Origin of the sequence: Paraburkholderia caledonica NBRC 102488 (genome assembly GCF_000685095.1) — a bacterium.
Classification (GTDB): Bacteria; Pseudomonadota; Gammaproteobacteria; order Burkholderiales; family Burkholderiaceae; genus Paraburkholderia; species Paraburkholderia caledonica.
Genome location: NZ_BAYE01000001.1, coordinates 559,694 through 575,770 on the forward strand (window position 1 = coordinate 559,694; position 16,077 = coordinate 575,770).

At 63.4% G+C, this 16,077-nt stretch carries 14 protein-coding genes; 6 read left to right on the forward strand and 8 right to left on the reverse strand.

Annotated features, from left to right (window positions below; genetic code table 11):
• Positions 1-200 precede the first annotated feature (200 nt).
• From BCA01S_RS02585 to BCA01S_RS02610, 5 genes are all read left to right on the forward strand, one after another.
• Positions 201-1,043 (forward strand): AAA family ATPase, encoded by an 843-nt coding sequence (locus BCA01S_RS02585; protein WP_027775579.1) that lies wholly within the window; start codon positions 201-203, stop codon positions 1,041-1,043.
• A gap of 36 nt (positions 1,044-1,079) precedes the next feature.
• On the forward strand, positions 1,080-2,255 hold the full coding sequence (locus BCA01S_RS02590; protein ID WP_027775580.1) for a vWA domain-containing protein: 1,176 nt from the start codon (positions 1,080-1,082) through the stop codon (positions 2,253-2,255).
• A gap of 39 nt (positions 2,256-2,294) precedes the next feature.
• Positions 2,295-3,515 carry a benzoate/H(+) symporter BenE family transporter gene (locus BCA01S_RS02595; RefSeq protein ID WP_027775581.1) on the forward strand — a complete coding sequence of 407 codons (1,221 nt, stop codon included), beginning with the start codon at positions 2,295-2,297 and terminating at the stop codon, positions 3,513-3,515.
• Positions 3,516-3,809: 294 nt separating this feature from the next.
• Positions 3,810-4,763: a transaldolase gene (gene tal, locus BCA01S_RS02605; protein WP_027775582.1), complete on the forward strand. Its 954-nt coding sequence runs from the start codon at positions 3,810-3,812 to the stop codon at positions 4,761-4,763.
• Between the two features lie 307 nt (positions 4,764-5,070).
• Positions 5,071-5,487 (forward strand): VOC family protein, encoded by a 417-nt coding sequence (locus tag BCA01S_RS02610; protein ID WP_027775583.1) that lies wholly within the window; start codon positions 5,071-5,073, stop codon positions 5,485-5,487.
• Positions 5,488-5,720: 233 nt separating this feature from the next.
• On the opposite strand, the gene BCA01S_RS02615 is transcribed toward BCA01S_RS02610, so the two are convergent.
• The 6 genes from BCA01S_RS02615 to BCA01S_RS02640 form a co-directional block, all read right to left on the reverse strand.
• Positions 5,721-6,905 carry an FUSC family protein gene (locus tag BCA01S_RS02615; RefSeq protein WP_027775584.1) on the reverse strand — a complete coding sequence of 395 codons (1,185 nt, stop codon included), beginning with the start codon at positions 6,903-6,905 and terminating at the stop codon, positions 5,721-5,723.
• Between the two features lie 161 nt (positions 6,906-7,066).
• Positions 7,067-8,617: a monocarboxylate uptake permease MctP gene (gene mctP, locus BCA01S_RS02620; protein WP_027775585.1), complete on the reverse strand. Its 1,551-nt coding sequence runs from the start codon at positions 8,615-8,617 to the stop codon at positions 7,067-7,069.
• On the reverse strand, positions 8,614-8,856 hold the full coding sequence (locus BCA01S_RS02625; protein WP_027775586.1) for a DUF3311 domain-containing protein: 243 nt from the start codon (positions 8,854-8,856) through the stop codon (positions 8,614-8,616). The genes mctP and BCA01S_RS02625 overlap by 4 nt, the downstream gene beginning before the upstream one ends.
• Positions 8,857-9,288: 432 nt before the next feature.
• Positions 9,289-10,200, reverse strand: coding sequence for a class I SAM-dependent methyltransferase (locus BCA01S_RS02630; RefSeq protein ID WP_027775587.1), 912 nt, complete (start codon positions 10,198-10,200; stop codon positions 9,289-9,291).
• Entirely contained in the window at positions 10,197-10,670 is a 474-nt protein-coding gene (locus BCA01S_RS02635) for a DNA-deoxyinosine glycosylase (protein ID WP_027775588.1), read from the reverse strand. The genes BCA01S_RS02630 and BCA01S_RS02635 overlap by 4 nt, the downstream gene beginning before the upstream one ends.
• Positions 10,670-11,380, reverse strand: coding sequence for a chorismate--pyruvate lyase family protein (locus tag BCA01S_RS02640; protein ID WP_027775589.1), 711 nt, complete (start codon positions 11,378-11,380; stop codon positions 10,670-10,672). Before BCA01S_RS02640 ends, BCA01S_RS02635 begins: the two co-directional genes overlap by 1 nt.
• Before the next feature lie 238 nt (positions 11,381-11,618).
• On the opposite strand from BCA01S_RS02640, the gene BCA01S_RS02645 reads away from it, so the two are divergent.
• Complete coding sequence (locus BCA01S_RS02645) at positions 11,619-12,125, forward strand: OmpA family protein (RefSeq protein ID WP_027775590.1); 507 nt, start codon at positions 11,619-11,621, stop codon at positions 12,123-12,125.
• Between the two features lie 102 nt (positions 12,126-12,227).
• On the opposite strand, the gene BCA01S_RS34355 is transcribed toward BCA01S_RS02645, so the two are convergent.
• A complete protein-coding gene (locus tag BCA01S_RS34355; RefSeq protein WP_042317800.1) occupies positions 12,228-13,967 on the reverse strand; it encodes a tetratricopeptide repeat protein in 1,740 nt (579 codons plus the stop codon).
• Positions 13,967-15,859, reverse strand: coding sequence for a tetratricopeptide repeat protein (locus tag BCA01S_RS02655; protein WP_027775591.1), 1,893 nt, complete (start codon positions 15,857-15,859; stop codon positions 13,967-13,969). The genes BCA01S_RS34355 and BCA01S_RS02655 overlap by 1 nt, the downstream gene beginning before the upstream one ends.
• Positions 15,860-16,077: the final 218 nt, after the last annotated feature.

The following is a 16,077-nucleotide window of genomic DNA, read 5'->3' on the forward strand; positions in this document are numbered from 1 at the left end:
ATAGGGAGCCACGCAGGCCAAAAAAATCGGGCTAATTGTACCGCGACGCCGCGCCGAACGTCCACCGCGCGGGGCGCGCCGGCCGGCGCGCCTGCATTGCGGCCGGGCCGCGCCGCGGCTGAAACCATACGCGAGCCCGTTTCAGGCCAACAGGGCTTCTGACTTATACTGGGTTTTTTCCGCCCAAAGAGCATCTTGCCATGCGTTTCGAAGGCTCATCGCAGTACGTCGCCACCGACGACCTCAAGCTCGCGGTCAACGCCGCGATGACGCTCAAGCGCCCGCTGCTGATCAAGGGCGAGCCCGGCACCGGCAAGACCATGCTGGCCGAAGAAGTCGCCGCCGCGCTCGGCATGCCGCTGCTGCAGTGGCATATCAAGTCCACCACCAAGGCCCAGCAAGGCCTCTACGAATACGACGCGGTGTCGCGCCTGCGCGATTCGCAACTCGGCGACGAGCGGGTGAAGGACATCCGCAACTACATCGTCAAGGGCGTGCTGTGGCAGGCGTTCGAATCGGACGAACAAACGGTGCTGCTGATCGACGAGATCGACAAGGCCGACATCGAATTTCCGAACGATCTGCTGCGCGAACTCGACCGCATGGAGTTCTACGTGTACGAGACGCACGAGTTGATCCGCGCGAAACAGCGTCCGCTCGTCATCATCACGTCGAACAATGAGAAGGAGCTGCCCGACGCGTTCCTGCGCCGCTGCTTTTTCCATTACATCAAGTTTCCGGACCCGGCCACGATGCAGCAGATCGTGGAGGTGCATTATCCGGGCATCAAGAAGGATCTGCTGGCCGCGGCCATGCAAAGCTTTTTCGAGCTGCGCAACGTGGCCGGGCTGAAGAAAAAGCCGTCCACGTCCGAACTGCTCGACTGGCTCAAGCTGCTGCTCGCCGAAGACATCCCACCCGAAGCGCTGCGCTCGTCGGATCAGAAGCAGATCATCCCGCCGCTGCACGGCGCGCTTTTGAAGAACGAACAGGACGTAAGCCTGTTCGAGCGGCTCATTTTCATGAACCGCAATAATCGTTGAATTTCTAGTGAGTGCCCGCGCCGCGGAGAACCCAGCATGCTGATCGACTTCTTCAACTCGCTGCGCGCCGCGAAACTGCCCGTGTCGGTGAAGGAATACCTGACGCTGCTCGAGGCGCTCAAAGCCAACGTGATCGCGCCGTCGCTCGACGAGTTTTATTACCTCGCGCGCATGACTCTCGTGAAGGACGAACAGTATTTCGACAAGTTCGACCAGGCGTTCGGCGCGTATTTCAACGGCGTCGCGCAGACCTCCGAACTTGCCTTCGACGTCCCGCTCGACTGGCTGAAGAAGAAGCTGCAACGCGATCTGTCGCCGGAAGAAAAGGCGCAGATCGAGGCGATGGGCGGCATCGACAAACTGATGGAACGCCTGAAGCAGCTGTTCGACGAACAGAAAGAACGCCACGAAGGCGGCAGCAAGTGGATCGGCACGGGCGGCACGTCGCCGTTCGGCAACGGCGGCTACAACCCGGAAGGCGTGCGCATCGGTGGCGACGCGGCAGGCAATCGCACTGCCGTGAAAGTCTGGGAAGCGCGCGCCTATCGCGACTACGACGACCAGGTCGAAATCGGCACGCGCAACATCAAGGTGGCGTTACGCCGCTTGCGCCGCTTCGCGCGCGAAGGCGCGGCCGAAGAACTCGACCTGCCCGACACGATCCGCAGCACGGCCGCGAACGCCGGCTGGCTCGATCTCAAGATGGTGCCCGAGCGGCACAACAAGGTGAAAGTGCTGATGCTGCTCGATGTCGGCGGCTCCATGGACGATCACATCAAGCGCACGGAAGAACTGTTCTCCGCCGCGAAGGCCGAATTCAAGCACCTCGAGTTCTACTACTTCCACAACTGCGTGTACGACTTCCTGTGGAAAAACAACCGTCGCCGTCACACCGAGCGCATGCCGACGTGGGACGTGCTGCACAAATTCACGCCCGATTACAAGCTGATCTTCGTCGGCGACGCAACCATGAGCCCCTACGAAGTGCTGCAGCCGGGCGGCTCGGTCGAATACAACAACGCCGAAGCCGGCGCCGTGTGGTTGCGACGCCTCGCCGACCACTTCCCGCATTACGCGTGGCTCAATCCGGAACCTGAAGGCCTGTGGGCGTACCGCCAGTCCGTCAGCGCGATCCGCGAAGTGCTCGGCCAGCGCATGTATCCGCTCACGCTCGCCGGGCTCGAGTCCGCCATGCGGATGCTGAGCAAATAGAACCGCCCGCTCAACCCTCAACGACAAGAAAGTTTTTGCATGAGTCGCTCGTCATCGCCTGATCTCGCGCCTGCCGGCATTCCGCCCGGACGCTTCAACCCATTGGCCGACACCTCGCTGTCGGCGATCGTCGCGGGCTTCGTCGCGATGATGACGGGCTACACGAGTTCGCTCGTGCTCATGTTTCAGGCCGGTCAAGCCGCACATCTGACGAATGCGCAGATTTCGTCGTGGATCTGGGCGTTGTCGATCGGCATGGCGCTCTGCACGATCGGACTGTCGTTGCGGTTCCGCGCACCGATTGTGATTGCGTGGTCGACGCCCGGCGCGGCGCTTCTGGTGTCGTCGCTGCCGCATGTGCCTTACGGGCAGGCGATCGGCGCCTTTATCGTCTGCGCGCTGCTGCTGACCATTGTCGGGCTGACGGGCTGGTTCGACACGCTCATGAAGAAAATCCCCGCTGGCATCGCGGCCGCACTGCTGGCGGGCATCCTGTTCGAGATCGGCATCGAGATTTTTCGCGCCGCGCAGTTTCAGACGGCGCTCGTGCTGACGATGTTTCTGACCTACCTGGTCGTCAAACGCATCGCGCCGCGTTACGCGATTCCAATGACGTTGATTGCCGGCACGATTGCTGCGGGCGCCCTCGGCCTGCTCGACTTCAGTCACTTTCAGGTGGCGCTCGCGCATCCCGTCTTCACGACACCGGCGTTTTCACTCGCCGCAAGCGTCAGCATTGGGATTCCGCTTTTCGTCGTCGCCATGGCGTCACAGAACGTGCCCGGCATCGCGGTGCTGCGCGCGGACGGCTACACCACGCCGTCGGCGCCGCTGATTTCGGCGACCGGAATCGCGTCGCTGCTGCTCGCGCCGTTCGGCTCGCACGGCGTCAACCTTGCCGCGATCACGGCGGCGATCTGTACCGGCCCCGAAGCGCACGAAAACCACGGCAAGCGTTACATGGCCGCGGTGTGGTGCGGTATCTTCTATCTGATCGCCGGCGTGTTCGGCGCGACCATTGCGGCGCTGTTCGCGGCGTTTCCGCGCGAACTCGTCGTGTCGGTCGCGGCGCTGGCGCTGTTCGGCTCGATCATGAGCGGACTCACCAACGCAATGCAGGACGTCAGGCAGCGCGAAGCGGCACTCGTGACCTTCATGGTGACGGCGTCGGGGCTGACCTTGTTGTCTATCGGGTCGGCGTTCTGGGGGCTGGTGGCCGGCGTGCTCACGCAGGTCGTGCTGAATGCGCGGCGCTCATGAGTACGTGCGATGGCCGGCGCCTCGCGGGTGTTCCTGTATGCGGCGCATAGCGGCGCCTTACCTCGCCCGCAAGCGCGGTGGAATGGCAGTGAAATAGCTGTGAACGGATCGCCGCTGGCAACTGTCAACACTACATCCGACGATCCGCCATAAAATAGAAGCATCCGGCAGCGTTTCCCAGCAACATCGGGCAAATGCTGCAGCGTGACTCGCGGCCGCCGGGCCCGGTCTTTCATTCCGGCGGCGACCTCGTTCTCCTGAACCACGGCGCATGCGCCCTCTGAAGGCACGAATATGACAACCGCACTCGATCAACTCAAGCAGTACACCACGGTCGTGGCCGATACCGGCGACTTCCAGCAACTCGCGCAGTACAAGCCGCAGGACGCGACCACCAATCCGTCGCTGATTCTGAAGGCCGTCCAGAAAGACGACTACCGGCCGCTGCTCGAAAAAACCGTGAAAGACCATGCATCGAAGCCGATGGGCGCGATCATCGACCAGCTGCTGATCGCTTTCGGCACCGAGATCCTGAAAATCATCCCAGGGCGCGTGTCGACCGAAGTGGATGCGCGTCTGTCGTTCGACGTCCAAGGCTCGATCGCCAAGGGCCGCGAAATCATTGCGCTCTACAAGGATCACGGCATCGACCGGGAACGCGTGCTGGTCAAACTGGCTTCCACGTGGGAAGGCGTGCGCGCGGCCGAAGTACTGCAGAAAGAAGGCATCAACTGCAATATGACGCTGCTGTTCTCGCTTGCCCAGGCCGCCGCCTGTGCCGACGCCGGGGCGAAGCTGATCTCGCCGTTCGTCGGCCGCATTTACGACTGGTACAAGAAAAACGCCGGCAGTGCGTGGGACGAAGCGAAGGACGGCGGCGCGAACGACCCGGGCGTGCAGTCCGTGCGCCGCATTTACGCGTACTACAAGAAATTCGGTTACAAGACCGAGGTCATGGGCGCGAGCTTCCGAACCACGGGCCAGATTCTGGAACTGGCGGGCTGCGATTTGCTGACCATCAGCCCGGATCTGCTGCAAAAGCTGCACGAAAGCACCGACAAGGTCGAGCGCAAGCTCTCGCCGGACAGCGCGAAAGACGCGGACATTGAACGCGTGGCAGTCGACGAAGCGTCGTTCCGCTTCCTCGTCAACGACGAGGCCATGGCAACCGAAAAGCTCGCCGAAGGCATCCGCGCTTTTGCGGCCGACGCAGTCAAGCTGGAAAAACTGATCGAAGCGCTGCGTTAAGCGCCTGCGTCAGTCGCAGCGGTCGTCGTACGTCCGCAAAAGCCGGCGACCACAACACGCGCGGCACCAGCAGCGCTACAACACGCGGCCCCGAAGCTCATGGTTCGGGGCCGCGTTCCGTTTACCGGGAATCCGGGTATCCGCTCATCCGCTGACGCGGCCTTCGGCCGTTTCCGGCGAGCCGTCTTTTCCTCACGACACAAAGTCACAATCGCCCGAAAACCGTTGCCTAAAATGGTCTGCACGCCTGCTCCTTTGCCCGCCTTACGGCGCCAAGGCGTTCATATCCACATTTCGGGAGACGATGATGGAAGTTCAACCCTACGTTTTTTTCAACGGACGCTGCGAAGAAGCGCTCGATTATTATCGCCAGCACCTCGGTGCCGAAGTCACGTTCATGATGCGCTTCAAGGACGCCCCGCCCGACCCGCAGAACCAGCCGCGTGCCGGCGTCGAAGACAAAGTCATGCACGCGAACGTTCAGATGGGCTCGACACAGTGGATGGCGTCGGACGGCAATTGCGACCAGGACGCGAAGCCCATGAGCGGCTTCAGCCTGTCGCTGACGGCGGACGACACGGCATCGGCGCAAAAATACTTCAACGCGCTCGCCGACGGCGGCCAGATCGTGATGCCATGGGGCGAGACCTTCTGGAGCAAAGGCTTCGGCATGACGGTGGATCGCTTCGGCTTGATGTGGATGGTGACGTTGCCGCAAGAGTGATCGGCGGGTAGCGCGGTGGAGAAAGGATGGTGACCGGTGGTTCAGGCTGCCGGGCGCGCGGTCATTCGATCGCGTGATGGCGATGACGTCGGTGTAGTCGCCCGCTGCCGCGACGACTGTCGCTGGCGCTGCTTAGTGCCGCTATCGCGGCGGCAACGAGAGAGCCCGCCTCACCGCCGCGGCCCGAGCCACTGCCAGAAACCATGAGCGGACATCACCGGCATCTTCTCTAACTAAGCCTTCTGCAGAACCCGCGAGCGCCGCTCGATGTTCCAGTTCACCTCTGTCTCGAGTAACGCTACGCGCAGTCGGTCCACCTGTTCCGCGAGCCGCTGCCCGAGCCAATACGGCCCTTGCAGCTCGGGCGGCAGTTTAGACGCGACGTTGCCCACGGTTCGCGCAAGCGGCGACGCGGCCGGATTGCCGGCCACCGGATTGCCGGCCACCGGACCGCCGGCCACCTGACCGCCGCCCCCCGGAATCCCAAAATGCGTCGCGCGGCCAAAGCGCAGGCCGCGCGCAATCGCCAGCAGAACGGCGCGCACCGCCCGCACCTCCGCGCCGCACTGTTCGGCATACGCGCTGCGCGCGGCGGCGCCGGCCTGCATCAATGGACCGGTGGCAAGCAGTTCGAGCGAACTCAGCACCGAGCGATGCAGCCGCTGAATCTCCTCGAGCTTCGCCTGCGGCACGTCGATTTCCTTTGCCACCGAAGGCATCAGCGAACGCAATTGCACGAGCCGCCGGTTGATCTCGAGAAACCGCTTCACCTGCTCTTCCTCGCCAATCGTCTCGCCCTCCAGCAAACGCGTATAGATTTGCGCGCACTCGCGCAGATTGGCCGCAATACCGTAGCGCCACGAATAAGTGGCGTGCAGCGGCAGCGCGAATGAAAAAGCCAACGCAATCACAATGCCGATCAGCACGTTCAGCGTGCGCCACAGACCGACGTCGATCAGATTGTCGCCATGCCCCGCGACGATGCACATCGTGATGGCCGTCAACAGCCCGATGTAGCCGGACGAGCCGATCGCGAACCACGCGCAGATCGCGGCGAAGATCGACATCAACACATAGGTGAGCGGCAGCGAGCCAAGCAGATTCTGCTGCACGATCAGCAGCAGCCCGATCGACGCCCCGAGCAAGGTACCCGCGGCCCGCTCCGCCGCTTTCTTGCGGATATTGCCGTGGTGCTGCAAACCGCCGATCACCACGAGCAGCGTCACCGACGACCAGATGCCGTGCGGAATGTCGATACCGGTTGTCGCCAGAATCGAGAACAGCATTGCCAGTCCTACGCGCAGGCTGTGCAGGACCTTCGCGTGTCGATAGCGGTAATACGGCGACGTGATCGCGCGAACCATCCGGCTCACCGCCGAACGGCGCGGAATCACGGTGCGGGAATCGGCAGGAGCCATGGCGGAGTTAGCGACGCTTGTGAGAGACGGTCCCGCTATCGTGCCCTGGAGTGCGCCGCAAACACAAACGCCCGCAGACTTCCGTCTGCGGGCGCTGCGTTTGAGTTGCATCGTTTCGCTTGCCGGCCGGCATGCCCGGCCGCCCAACGAGCTTGCGACGCTTAGCTTTCGACTACGTCCAGATAATCTTCCGGACGCGTGCGGTCTTCGGCGCGCTGCATGCCGAACGCGCGCACCAGCAGGCTCACCACCACCGCCACTACCAGGTTCACGATCAGCGACCAGACAGCCGCGTAGCCCGGGATCGCCATGCCGAACAGGTGGATCGTAAAGATCGAACTGGCGAGCTTTAGCGAAACGGCCATCCACGTACCGGTCGCGATGCCGACTGCCCAGCCGAGCAGCAAGCCGCGATAGTCGAGCACTCGCGTGTACAGACCGAGCACGATCGCGGGCAGCGTCTGGATGATCCAGATGCCGCCGAGCAGTTGCAACTGGATCGCATAGGTGAGCGGCAGGCCGAGAATGAACGCCACTGCGCCGACCTTGACGATCAACGACACCAGCTTCGCGACGTTGGTCTCCTGTTCGTGCGTCATGTTGCGATTCACGAACTCCTTGTGGATGTTGCGCGTGTACAGGTTCGCTGCCGCAATCGACATGATCGCGGCCGGCACCAGCGCGCCGATGCCGATCGCAGCGAACGCCACGCCGACGAACCACGACGGGAAGAAGTGCAGGAACAGCGCCGGCACCGCGAAGTTCGGACCGAACGCCTTGAAGTACGGCGCGAATTCCGGCATGTCCTTCACGCCCGAGGCAAGCGCCATGAAACCGAGCAGCGCGAGCAGACCGAGCACTAGCGAGTAAGCCGGCAGCATCGCCATATTGCGGCGGATCGTATTGCCCGATTTCGACGACAACACCGCCGTGATCGAGTGCGGATACAGGAACAGCGCGAGGGCCGAACCCACCGCGAGCGTCGCATACGCGCTATAGCCGTTCAGACTCGACACGTCCGGCGCCTTAAGCAGCAACTTGGCCGGCGGCACCGATGCGAAGATGTGGCCGAAGCCGCCCAGTTGCGGCGGAATCACGATGATCGCAGCGAAGATCGTGATGTAGATCAGGACGTCCTTGACCACGGCGATCATGGCCGGCGCGCGCAAGCCCGACGTGTACGTGTACGCGGCCAGGATCGCGAACGCAATGATGAGCGGCAGATCGCCGACGAAGCCCTTCGTGTCGAAGCCGAGCGCGCCGATCACCACTTCGATCCCGACCAGTTGCAACGCGATGTACGGCATGGTCGCGACGATACCCGTCACCGCGATTGCGAGAGCGAGCATACGGCTGCCGTAGCGTGCCGATACGAAGTCTGCCGACGTCACGTAGCCCTGACGTTTCGCGATACTCCACAATTTCGGGAAGACGACGAACGCGAATGGGTAGATCAGAATGGTGTACGGCAGCGCGAAGAAACCGGTTGCGCCCGCACCGAATACCAGCGCCGGCACCGCGATGAAGGTGTACGCGGTGTAAAGGTCGCCGCCCAGCAGAAACCAGGTGACGATGGTGCCGAAGCGCCGGCCGCCGAGACCCCACTCTTCCAGATGCGCAAGATCGCCGCGCCGCCAGTGCGCCGCGATAAAACCGAGAATCGTGACGCCGATAAAAAATAAAACGAAGACGAAAGTCGCGATGGCGTTCATTGTTGTGCGTCCCCCTGAGGACGGCCCGACGAGCGCGCCTTGGTCTTCATATAGACGAGCGCCGTAATGACTGCGCTGATCAGCACCCAGAGGAGCTGATACCAGTAGAAAAACGGAAAGTCGAACAGTACCGGTTCGACCTTGTTGTACGACGGCACCCAGACCATGGCGATCCAGGGCAACAGCAGCAGCCAGAGCCAGTGCTTGCTGGCTTTATTCGCGTCGGCGTCGTGAGCCATGACGTCTCCTCTTCCCTATTATTGAAATGTTGGCCCGTGTTCGACGGGTGCTGGACCGCCACGCGGAAAACCGCCTCGCGGCAGCAAGCCCGCGGAGGATCGCCCCGCGTGTGACACGAGTGCCCCGAAAGCCTCGAAAGAGTATAGGAGCCGCGAACATGCGGTCAAGCAGGGACGACCCGAGGCATTGACACTGCTGTCAGAGCCGGCAGGACGGTGTTTCAGCGGATGTCGGGCGGCAGAAGTGACCTGGCCAGGACCCATGCGCAGCGCGGGCTTTGCGGCCTCGGCGCGTTCGCGTGCGGAGGAGAAAACAGCGGATTTGCGGCGCAATGCCGGATAGATAGCAGATCTGAATTCCGTCGCGCGGATGCGACGCTCGTCAGGGTGAGGCCGGCCCTTTATGGCCCGGCCCCTTGCGGCTCTATGCGATCAGATGACGAACGACGCGCCCGCCTGTCCGGTCGACTCCTGCAGACCCTTGATCCATTTGCGGGCGGGCAAGCCGAGTTCCGCTTCGATCAGCTTTGCGCGTGTTTGCAGCGCCGTGAACGGCACGTCGAGCGCCGGGCCGGAAAACGCAATCGCGATGCGGTTGCCGTCGTGCACTTCCGGCAGCGCGACGACGCGACCGTCGAACGCTTCTTTCAGACGCTTCATGTTGCGCACGAAGCTCGGGTGATCGCCGAACAGATTCACCGTTGCGACGCCCGCATCGGTCAGACACGCGCGAGCTGCACGGTAGAAGCCGACGCTGTCGAGCACCGGCCCCCGCGCCGTTGCATCGTAAATGTCGATTTGCAATGCGCCGATCGTGCCGTGGTTCGCGCGGTCGTTGACGAAGTCCCACGCGTCCGTCTCATGCACGGTGAGGCGCGCGTCGTCCGGCGGCAATTCGAACATTGCGCGAGCGGCAATCACCACCGCCGGGTTCACTTCGACCGCCTCGACCTTGGCGCGCTTCAGGAAGCGATGTGCGAACTTGGTGAGCGCAGCCGCGCCGAGGCCGAGCTGGACGATGCGCCTGGGCGTTTCGATGAACAGCAGCCACGCCATCATTTGCTGAGCGTATTCGAGTTCGATGTGGTCCGGCTTGCGCAGACGCATCGCGCCTTGCACCCATTCCGTGCCGAAATGCAGATAGCGCACGCCGCCTTCTTCCGAAAACGTGACGGGCGCAAAACGCGGCTTGCGCGGCGTTTCGATTTGCGGCGCGTCGTGCAGATCGTCGTCGTGCGACGACTTTTTCTTGTTGCGCGCCACCTCGCGCTTGCCCGCACCGTCGGCATTGCGGTTGCGGAATGCACGCGCTTCAGCCGAAGCGCGCTTGATGAGTTTCGTCATGTCAGGATGTCGCGCCACAGGCGCAATTTTTGATCGAACGAGAGCATAGCATTGGCCGGACTGGACGAAGGCAATACGAGGGTCGTGTAGCCCGCCGCGCCGATCACCGGCGCGAAGCGGCCCGCCGTCTTGCCGTTGAAGCAGACCTTGCGCAGCTTCGGCGCGTGTTCGCGCAGCGAGGCAAAGTCGTTCGGCTGTGCGTTGCGAATGGCCGCATCGAGACTGCCTTCGCGATGGCACGCGGCGAGCACGTCCCACACGCCGATCCCGTGAGAAAGCACACGCCGCAGCCGCTCTTCGTAGGCGAGTTCCGCGAGCGGGTCGTCGAGCACGGCGCCAAGCAGACGCCAGAACTGGTTGCGCGGATGCGCGTAGTACTGGGTCGCGGCGAGCGACGCCTCGCCGGGAAAGCTGCCGAGAATCAGCGTATGTGTGTCGGCGGCGACAACCGGAGGAAAGCCGATCAGCATTATCGGCTCCGCTCGCTGGCGGCACGCGTCGCAGGATGCGCGCGCGATGCCGTGTGCTCGATCGGCCGGCCATGTTCGCGGATGCGTGGGTGACCTGCGGGCGCGGCATCGACGGAGAGCGCGATTGAGCGGCGAGCGCCGCCGGCATTCGCTAATGACGCGAGATGCGTCCACAGTGCCGGCAAGAAACATTCGGTGACCATCAGCGGCTCGCCATGCCGCTCGAACACCGAGCGGCGCGCAGACAGTGCGTGCGGCGGCATCCCGCCGACTTCACGCGCCGCCAGCCGGTACAGCGGATGCCGCGCGGTCACGCGGCGGCTGACCAGCGCCGATCGGGCGACGCTGCTATCGCTGTACAGCAGCTCGGCAAGCGGCCGCGTGCGCAAGCATCGCGTGGCTTGCCATACGCCGACGCTCGCGGCCAGAGGCGCAACACTGTGCGCGGCGACAAAGGGCACGGCATCGACCGACAAGACGACCTCGCGCACCCACACTGGCGCGCGCGCGGGCAGACCCAACGCGGCATGCTCGTCGGCCCAGGCCAACGCCACACCTTCACGCGTGACACGCACCGCGACTGCGCCGAGCGCGCGCAGATGCGCGGTCAGCGAACCGCCACGGGTCAACCAGTCTTTCTGCGCGGCGCCGAGGCCAGGCGAGGGAGCGACGCGCCAGTGCGCGTCGGCGGCAGCGAAACGGATAGGCATGGGTTCGGATTATAACGGTGCGACTGTCGGACGATTGCCCGGCCCGCACGCGTCTTTTCCGACGATCCAGCTCCATCGCCGCATCGGTACCCAAACGCTCAATCAGGTCGCCGATTTCGGAAAGGTCCGATTCTCCAACGCCGCGACCCACGATAAAACCTCCGTGCTTTACGAACCGGCGATTCGCCCGCTATCGACGGGCGCGCCATCCGATCTGCAAACGAACGAGAGAGCAAACATGAAGAAAATTCTGAGCATGAGCGCCTGCGCAATGTCGGTGCTGCTGGTGGCTGGCTGCGCCGCGCCGTTGAACCGCGATACTGAGACGTCGTTGAACAAGGCCGTGGGCATCGAGGTCGCACCGGTCCCGGATGGCGTCGCCGTAAAACTGCCCGAGAAAGCGCTGTTCGATTTCAACAAATCGGAAGTGCGCGGCGATGCGAGCGCCGTGGTCGACCGTTCCGCGGTGCTGCTCAAGCGCAGCAAGAAGCCGATCATTGTCGAAGGCTACACGGACAATATCGGCACGCTCGACTACAACCAGCAACTCTCGGAAGCGCGCGCGACCGCCGTGGGTTACGCGCTCGTGGCGCGCGGCGTGACGATGGAGCGCATCCGCACCAAGGGCAACGCGTACAACAATCCGGTTGCAAGCAACGACACGCCCGAAGGGCGCGCGCTCAATCGCCGCACTGAGATCGTCGTGCGCGGCGAAACCATGGAAACGTTAATGGGCAAGAAGTAGGCACCAGCCGCTTCAGGCGGACTACGCTAATCACACCCAGGGCCGGCTGCGCCGCGCGCGCCCGGCTCATCTGCCCACTCACCTGCAGATTCACCTACCGACTCACCCGCCGACGTACTCCTGCAGCGCCTGCGCGACCTCAGCGAGCACCACTTCCCACTGATTCAACTCACGCTGTCTGAAAAGACGCATTGACGGATACCACGGACTATCGGCGCGTTCGGCCATCCAGCGCCAGTCTGTAAAGGTGGGCACCAGTACCCACACCGGCGTGCCGCAGGCGCCGGCAAGATGCGCGACCGCAGTGTCTACGGTAACGACCAGATCGAGCGACTGAATGATCGCCAGCGTATCCATGAAGTCGTGAATCTCCGGTCCGAGATCATGCATGTCGATCCCCTCGGACAAAGCCGCCGCGTCGTGCTGCGCCTCTCCTTTTTGCAGCGAGAACCAACGCACGCCCGGCTGCTCCAGAAACGGCCGCCATTGCTGAAGCTCAATGGACCGATAGCGGTCGAGCGCATACGCGGGATTGCCCGCCCAAACGATACCGACGCGCTTTGTGACCGACCCTTGCGCCGTGACAGGACCAAGTGCGTCCAGGCGGTCACGCCAGCGCTGCACCGCTGCGGGCTTTGCCTGCAGATAAGCCGTGGCAAGCGGCAACATCGGCAATTCGAGTTTCATATGCGCAGGCATGCTCAACATGCGGCACCAGTAGTCGTACGGGCCGGGCGGCGCCGTGGTCCAGGCCGCATGCACGCCCGCCGCATGGCGCGCCACATCGCCAAGCGGCTCTTCGACCCAGACGTCCACCTGGGCGCCACGCCGATGCAGCCAGTCGGCCATACGCAGAAACTGGATCTGATCGCCAAGCCCTTGTTCGCCGATCAGCAGGAAACGGCAGCCGAGCACGCGCTCGCCTTGCCACTCCGGGAAATCAGGGCGAACCAGATCGTGATTTTCCGGTAGCGCGTCATGCCACCGGTATTGCTTCCAGCCTCGTTCGAAATCGCCCGCGCGAAGCTGTGATGCCGCAAGGTTGAACTGCATCGACGGGTTATCCGGCATGAGCCGGGCGGCCTCGGCGGTATGCATCTGCATTTGCTCGAAGTCGCCGAGCATATTGAGCGCGAACGACGCGTTGTGATGCAGCCAGGCGTTGTTCGGTTCAACGCTGATTCCCTGCCTCGCGACGCTGACCGCGTCGGCAAAACGATGCACGCTGTTCAGAGCGAATGCGAGCTGCTGGAGAGCTGCTGCGTCGGCGCTGCAGCGTGCGCGCAGGGCCGGCAACAGTTCAACGATCTCGACATCGCGCTGCGCTTTCGACAAAGCCGCGATCAGCATGAACGCATCTGCAATGTTTGCGGAGTCGAGTGCCCATGCGCGCGCCCAATAGTTCGCTGCATCGGCGTGCTGCTCCTGTTCCGTGCAGATCTGCGCGAGCGCGCGAACCGCATGATGCAGAGTGGGCTCGAAGCGGATCGCGGCTTGATAGTGTTGGCGCGCCTCGGCGAATCGCGCGGAGAGCTTCAGGCAATCAGCAAGATTCCGATGAACGCTGGCACTCCCACCACTTAAGTTCAGCGCGCGATGGTAGAACGCCTCGGCCGCGATCCGATTGTCGCCCAGCACGGCAAGCAGCCCACGATGCTCCCAGATATCCGCACGATCGGGCGCGAGGTTCAGTGCGCGATCCAGCTGCTCACAGGCACGCTCGAGTGCGCCCTCGCGAAAGTATGCAAGCCCGAGTTGATGCAGTGCGTCTGCGTCTGCGTTTAAGTCGGCTAGCAGGGACTCGCTGCGTACTAAATCTGAATCGCGCGTGTCAGTTGCCATCAACCGTTTACTGCCGGTTGCGCTGCGTGGCTCGAGTTCGTGCCGCTCGCGCCGGCCGCCAACAGCGCTTGCAGGCGCGCCGTCACACGCTCGATGACGGGGGCCCAGTGCCCCGGCTGCGGCTGCCTGAACAGCTCCACCGAGTCGTACCAGGGTTGCGCCTCCTCGTTGCCCCACGCCCAGTGCGACACGTGGTCGAGCATCGCCAACACTGGCCGCCCTAACGCGCCGCCAGGATGCAACGGTGCACTGTCGATCGTGACTAGCGCGTCGAGCGCACCGAGATGGGCGGCAACGTCGTCGAAGCCGGCGTGGTATTGCGCCGTCATGTCGCACACGCTGTAACCCTGCGCAGTCAGCACCGCGACATCGGCCGCACGTCCTGGCGTAAGCGAATAGAACATGACATCGGCAAGCGACAGCAACGGTTCAAGCGTTGCCCGCGCAATCGAACGCTTCTCGTCGCGACGATGCGTAGGACTTCCCGCCCACACGAGCCCGACATGCAGTCTAGCCCGCGGTGTCTGTCTGCGTAGCTGCTCACGCCACGCGCTCACCTTGTCCGGATCTGCGTGAAGATACGCATCGCCTCGGACCTGCTGCGGCTGCAGGTCCAGCACAAGCGGCAAGCTCATGATGGGCAGGCTGTAATCCGGCGCGCCGAGCGGGCCGTCTTCGATGGACACGCAGTCCGGGTAAAAACGCGTGAGCAGCGCGTGCAACGACCTGCGCACGCAGAGCACGAGCCTGCCGCCTTCCTGACGCACGCGGGCGGCAAGTTGCGGGACATAGCGCACCATGTGAATGTCGTCGCCGTTGCCCAGTTCGCTGTGCACGACAAGCGTCTTGCCGGCGAGCGCCTCCCCTTGCCAGCGCGGACACAGGCGAGCCATAACCGAAACGATATTGTTCGGCTCGCGGTCGTCGCGTGCGAGGCGTGCCTCGAAACGCTTCCAGCCGCTTGTCCATGCGCCGTGCCGCAAATCCAGGTCTGCAAGATCGACTGCCGGCGTCACCGCGTGCGGATTGACCGCCAGTGCTTCGCGCAGCATCGCGGCACTGTCCTCGTAGCGTCCCTGTTCGCATAGATAGAAGCCAATCGCGGCGAGCACGTCGGCATTGCCTGGCGATGCAGCATTCGCGGCGCGCATGGTCGCCTCGGCCGCCGCGGCGTGGTTGCACTGCCATTGCGCGTGACTGAGCTGCCACGCCATCTCCGCGTCTGCGGGATTGCGCGCCAGCGCCTCGCGGCACACGTGCTCGACCGCAGTCCAGTCGCGCACCTCGCGCAATGCCAGCACGAACTGCAACGGCAACGCCGGATCGACGGCCGGATCGAGCGCATATGCGCTCGCGAGCGCGGCATGCCGCTCCTCGCGCACGCCCGGACCACCGGCCCCACCCGCCGCACCCAGCGCACCGAGCGAAATAGCCAGCCACCACGGCGCGCGCGCGTCGTGCGGCGCTCGCTGCCGATAGGCGCGCAACATATGCGCCGCCGCCGAATGGGCGCCACACCCGTTGATGAGCCAGACGATCCATTCAAGCGTGGTGGCAAGTGGCTGCGCAGCGACCGCGATCTCGCTGTGATGCCGCGCCACCTCGGCGCGGGCGAGCGCGTCGGCGAACAGCGCAAGGCGAGCATGGCGTGCGCCGCCGGTTTCAGCTTGTGCCTGCGATGCGCTGTGATACGCCTCTTCGAAACGCCCCGCGCTCGCGTGCAGGTCGGCATGCAACTGCCATGTCACACCAGCGGCGGCGAGTTCGGCCGCGCGCAGCACTGCCGCGTGGTGGCCCTCCTCGCGCAGAACCGACCACAGAAGATGAACCGTCTCGAGAGGCGTTGTGACATCGATCAGTGCCGCCGGAGCGGCCAAAGCGGAATCGGACATGAAAACTCAGAAAGTGTTGCAACGCGCAGGCGCTTCAATCGCAAAAGAGATTCCACGCACGGCTTGTACAGAAAGTGGCTCGAAGAACGTGCCCGATCTTCGAGCCGCCCAGTTTCGAAGCGCGAACAAGATAATGCCGTGCCCTGCGTCTCATAAACCAATCTCAATTTATGGTCGTTGATTAGTTTTAGTTAGTTAACCATAATTAATTTTTGCAC

Bases quoted from the DNA above. Each gene is read 5' to 3' on its own strand.
- BCA01S_RS02585 (WP_027775579.1), top strand. From the start codon at position 201: ATGCGTTTCGAAGGCTCATCGCAGTACGTCGCCACCGACGACCTCAAG.
- BCA01S_RS02590 (WP_027775580.1), top strand. From the start codon at position 1,080: ATGCTGATCGACTTCTTCAACTCGCTGCGCGCCGCGAAACTGCCCGTG.
- BCA01S_RS02595 (WP_027775581.1), top strand. From the start codon at position 2,295: ATGAGTCGCTCGTCATCGCCTGATCTCGCGCCTGCCGGCATTCCGCCC.
- tal (WP_027775582.1), top strand. From the start codon at position 3,810: ATGACAACCGCACTCGATCAACTCAAGCAGTACACCACGGTCGTGGCC.
- BCA01S_RS02610 (WP_027775583.1), top strand. From the start codon at position 5,071: ATGGAAGTTCAACCCTACGTTTTTTTCAACGGACGCTGCGAAGAAGCG.
- BCA01S_RS02615 (WP_027775584.1), bottom strand. From the start codon at position 6,905: ATGGCTCCTGCCGATTCCCGCACCGTGATTCCGCGCCGTTCGGCGGTG.
- mctP (WP_027775585.1), bottom strand. From the start codon at position 8,617: ATGAACGCCATCGCGACTTTCGTCTTCGTTTTATTTTTTATCGGCGTC.
- BCA01S_RS02625 (WP_027775586.1), bottom strand. From the start codon at position 8,856: ATGGCTCACGACGCCGACGCGAATAAAGCCAGCAAGCACTGGCTCTGG.
- BCA01S_RS02630 (WP_027775587.1), bottom strand. From the start codon at position 10,200: ATGACGAAACTCATCAAGCGCGCTTCGGCTGAAGCGCGTGCATTCCGC.
- BCA01S_RS02635 (WP_027775588.1), bottom strand. From the start codon at position 10,670: ATGCTGATCGGCTTTCCTCCGGTTGTCGCCGCCGACACACATACGCTG.
- BCA01S_RS02640 (WP_027775589.1), bottom strand. From the start codon at position 11,380: ATGCCTATCCGTTTCGCTGCCGCCGACGCGCACTGGCGCGTCGCTCCC.
- BCA01S_RS02645 (WP_027775590.1), top strand. From the start codon at position 11,619: ATGAAGAAAATTCTGAGCATGAGCGCCTGCGCAATGTCGGTGCTGCTG.
- BCA01S_RS34355 (WP_042317800.1), bottom strand. From the start codon at position 13,967: ATGGCAACTGACACGCGCGATTCAGATTTAGTACGCAGCGAGTCCCTG.
- BCA01S_RS02655 (WP_027775591.1), bottom strand. From the start codon at position 15,859: ATGTCCGATTCCGCTTTGGCCGCTCCGGCGGCACTGATCGATGTCACA.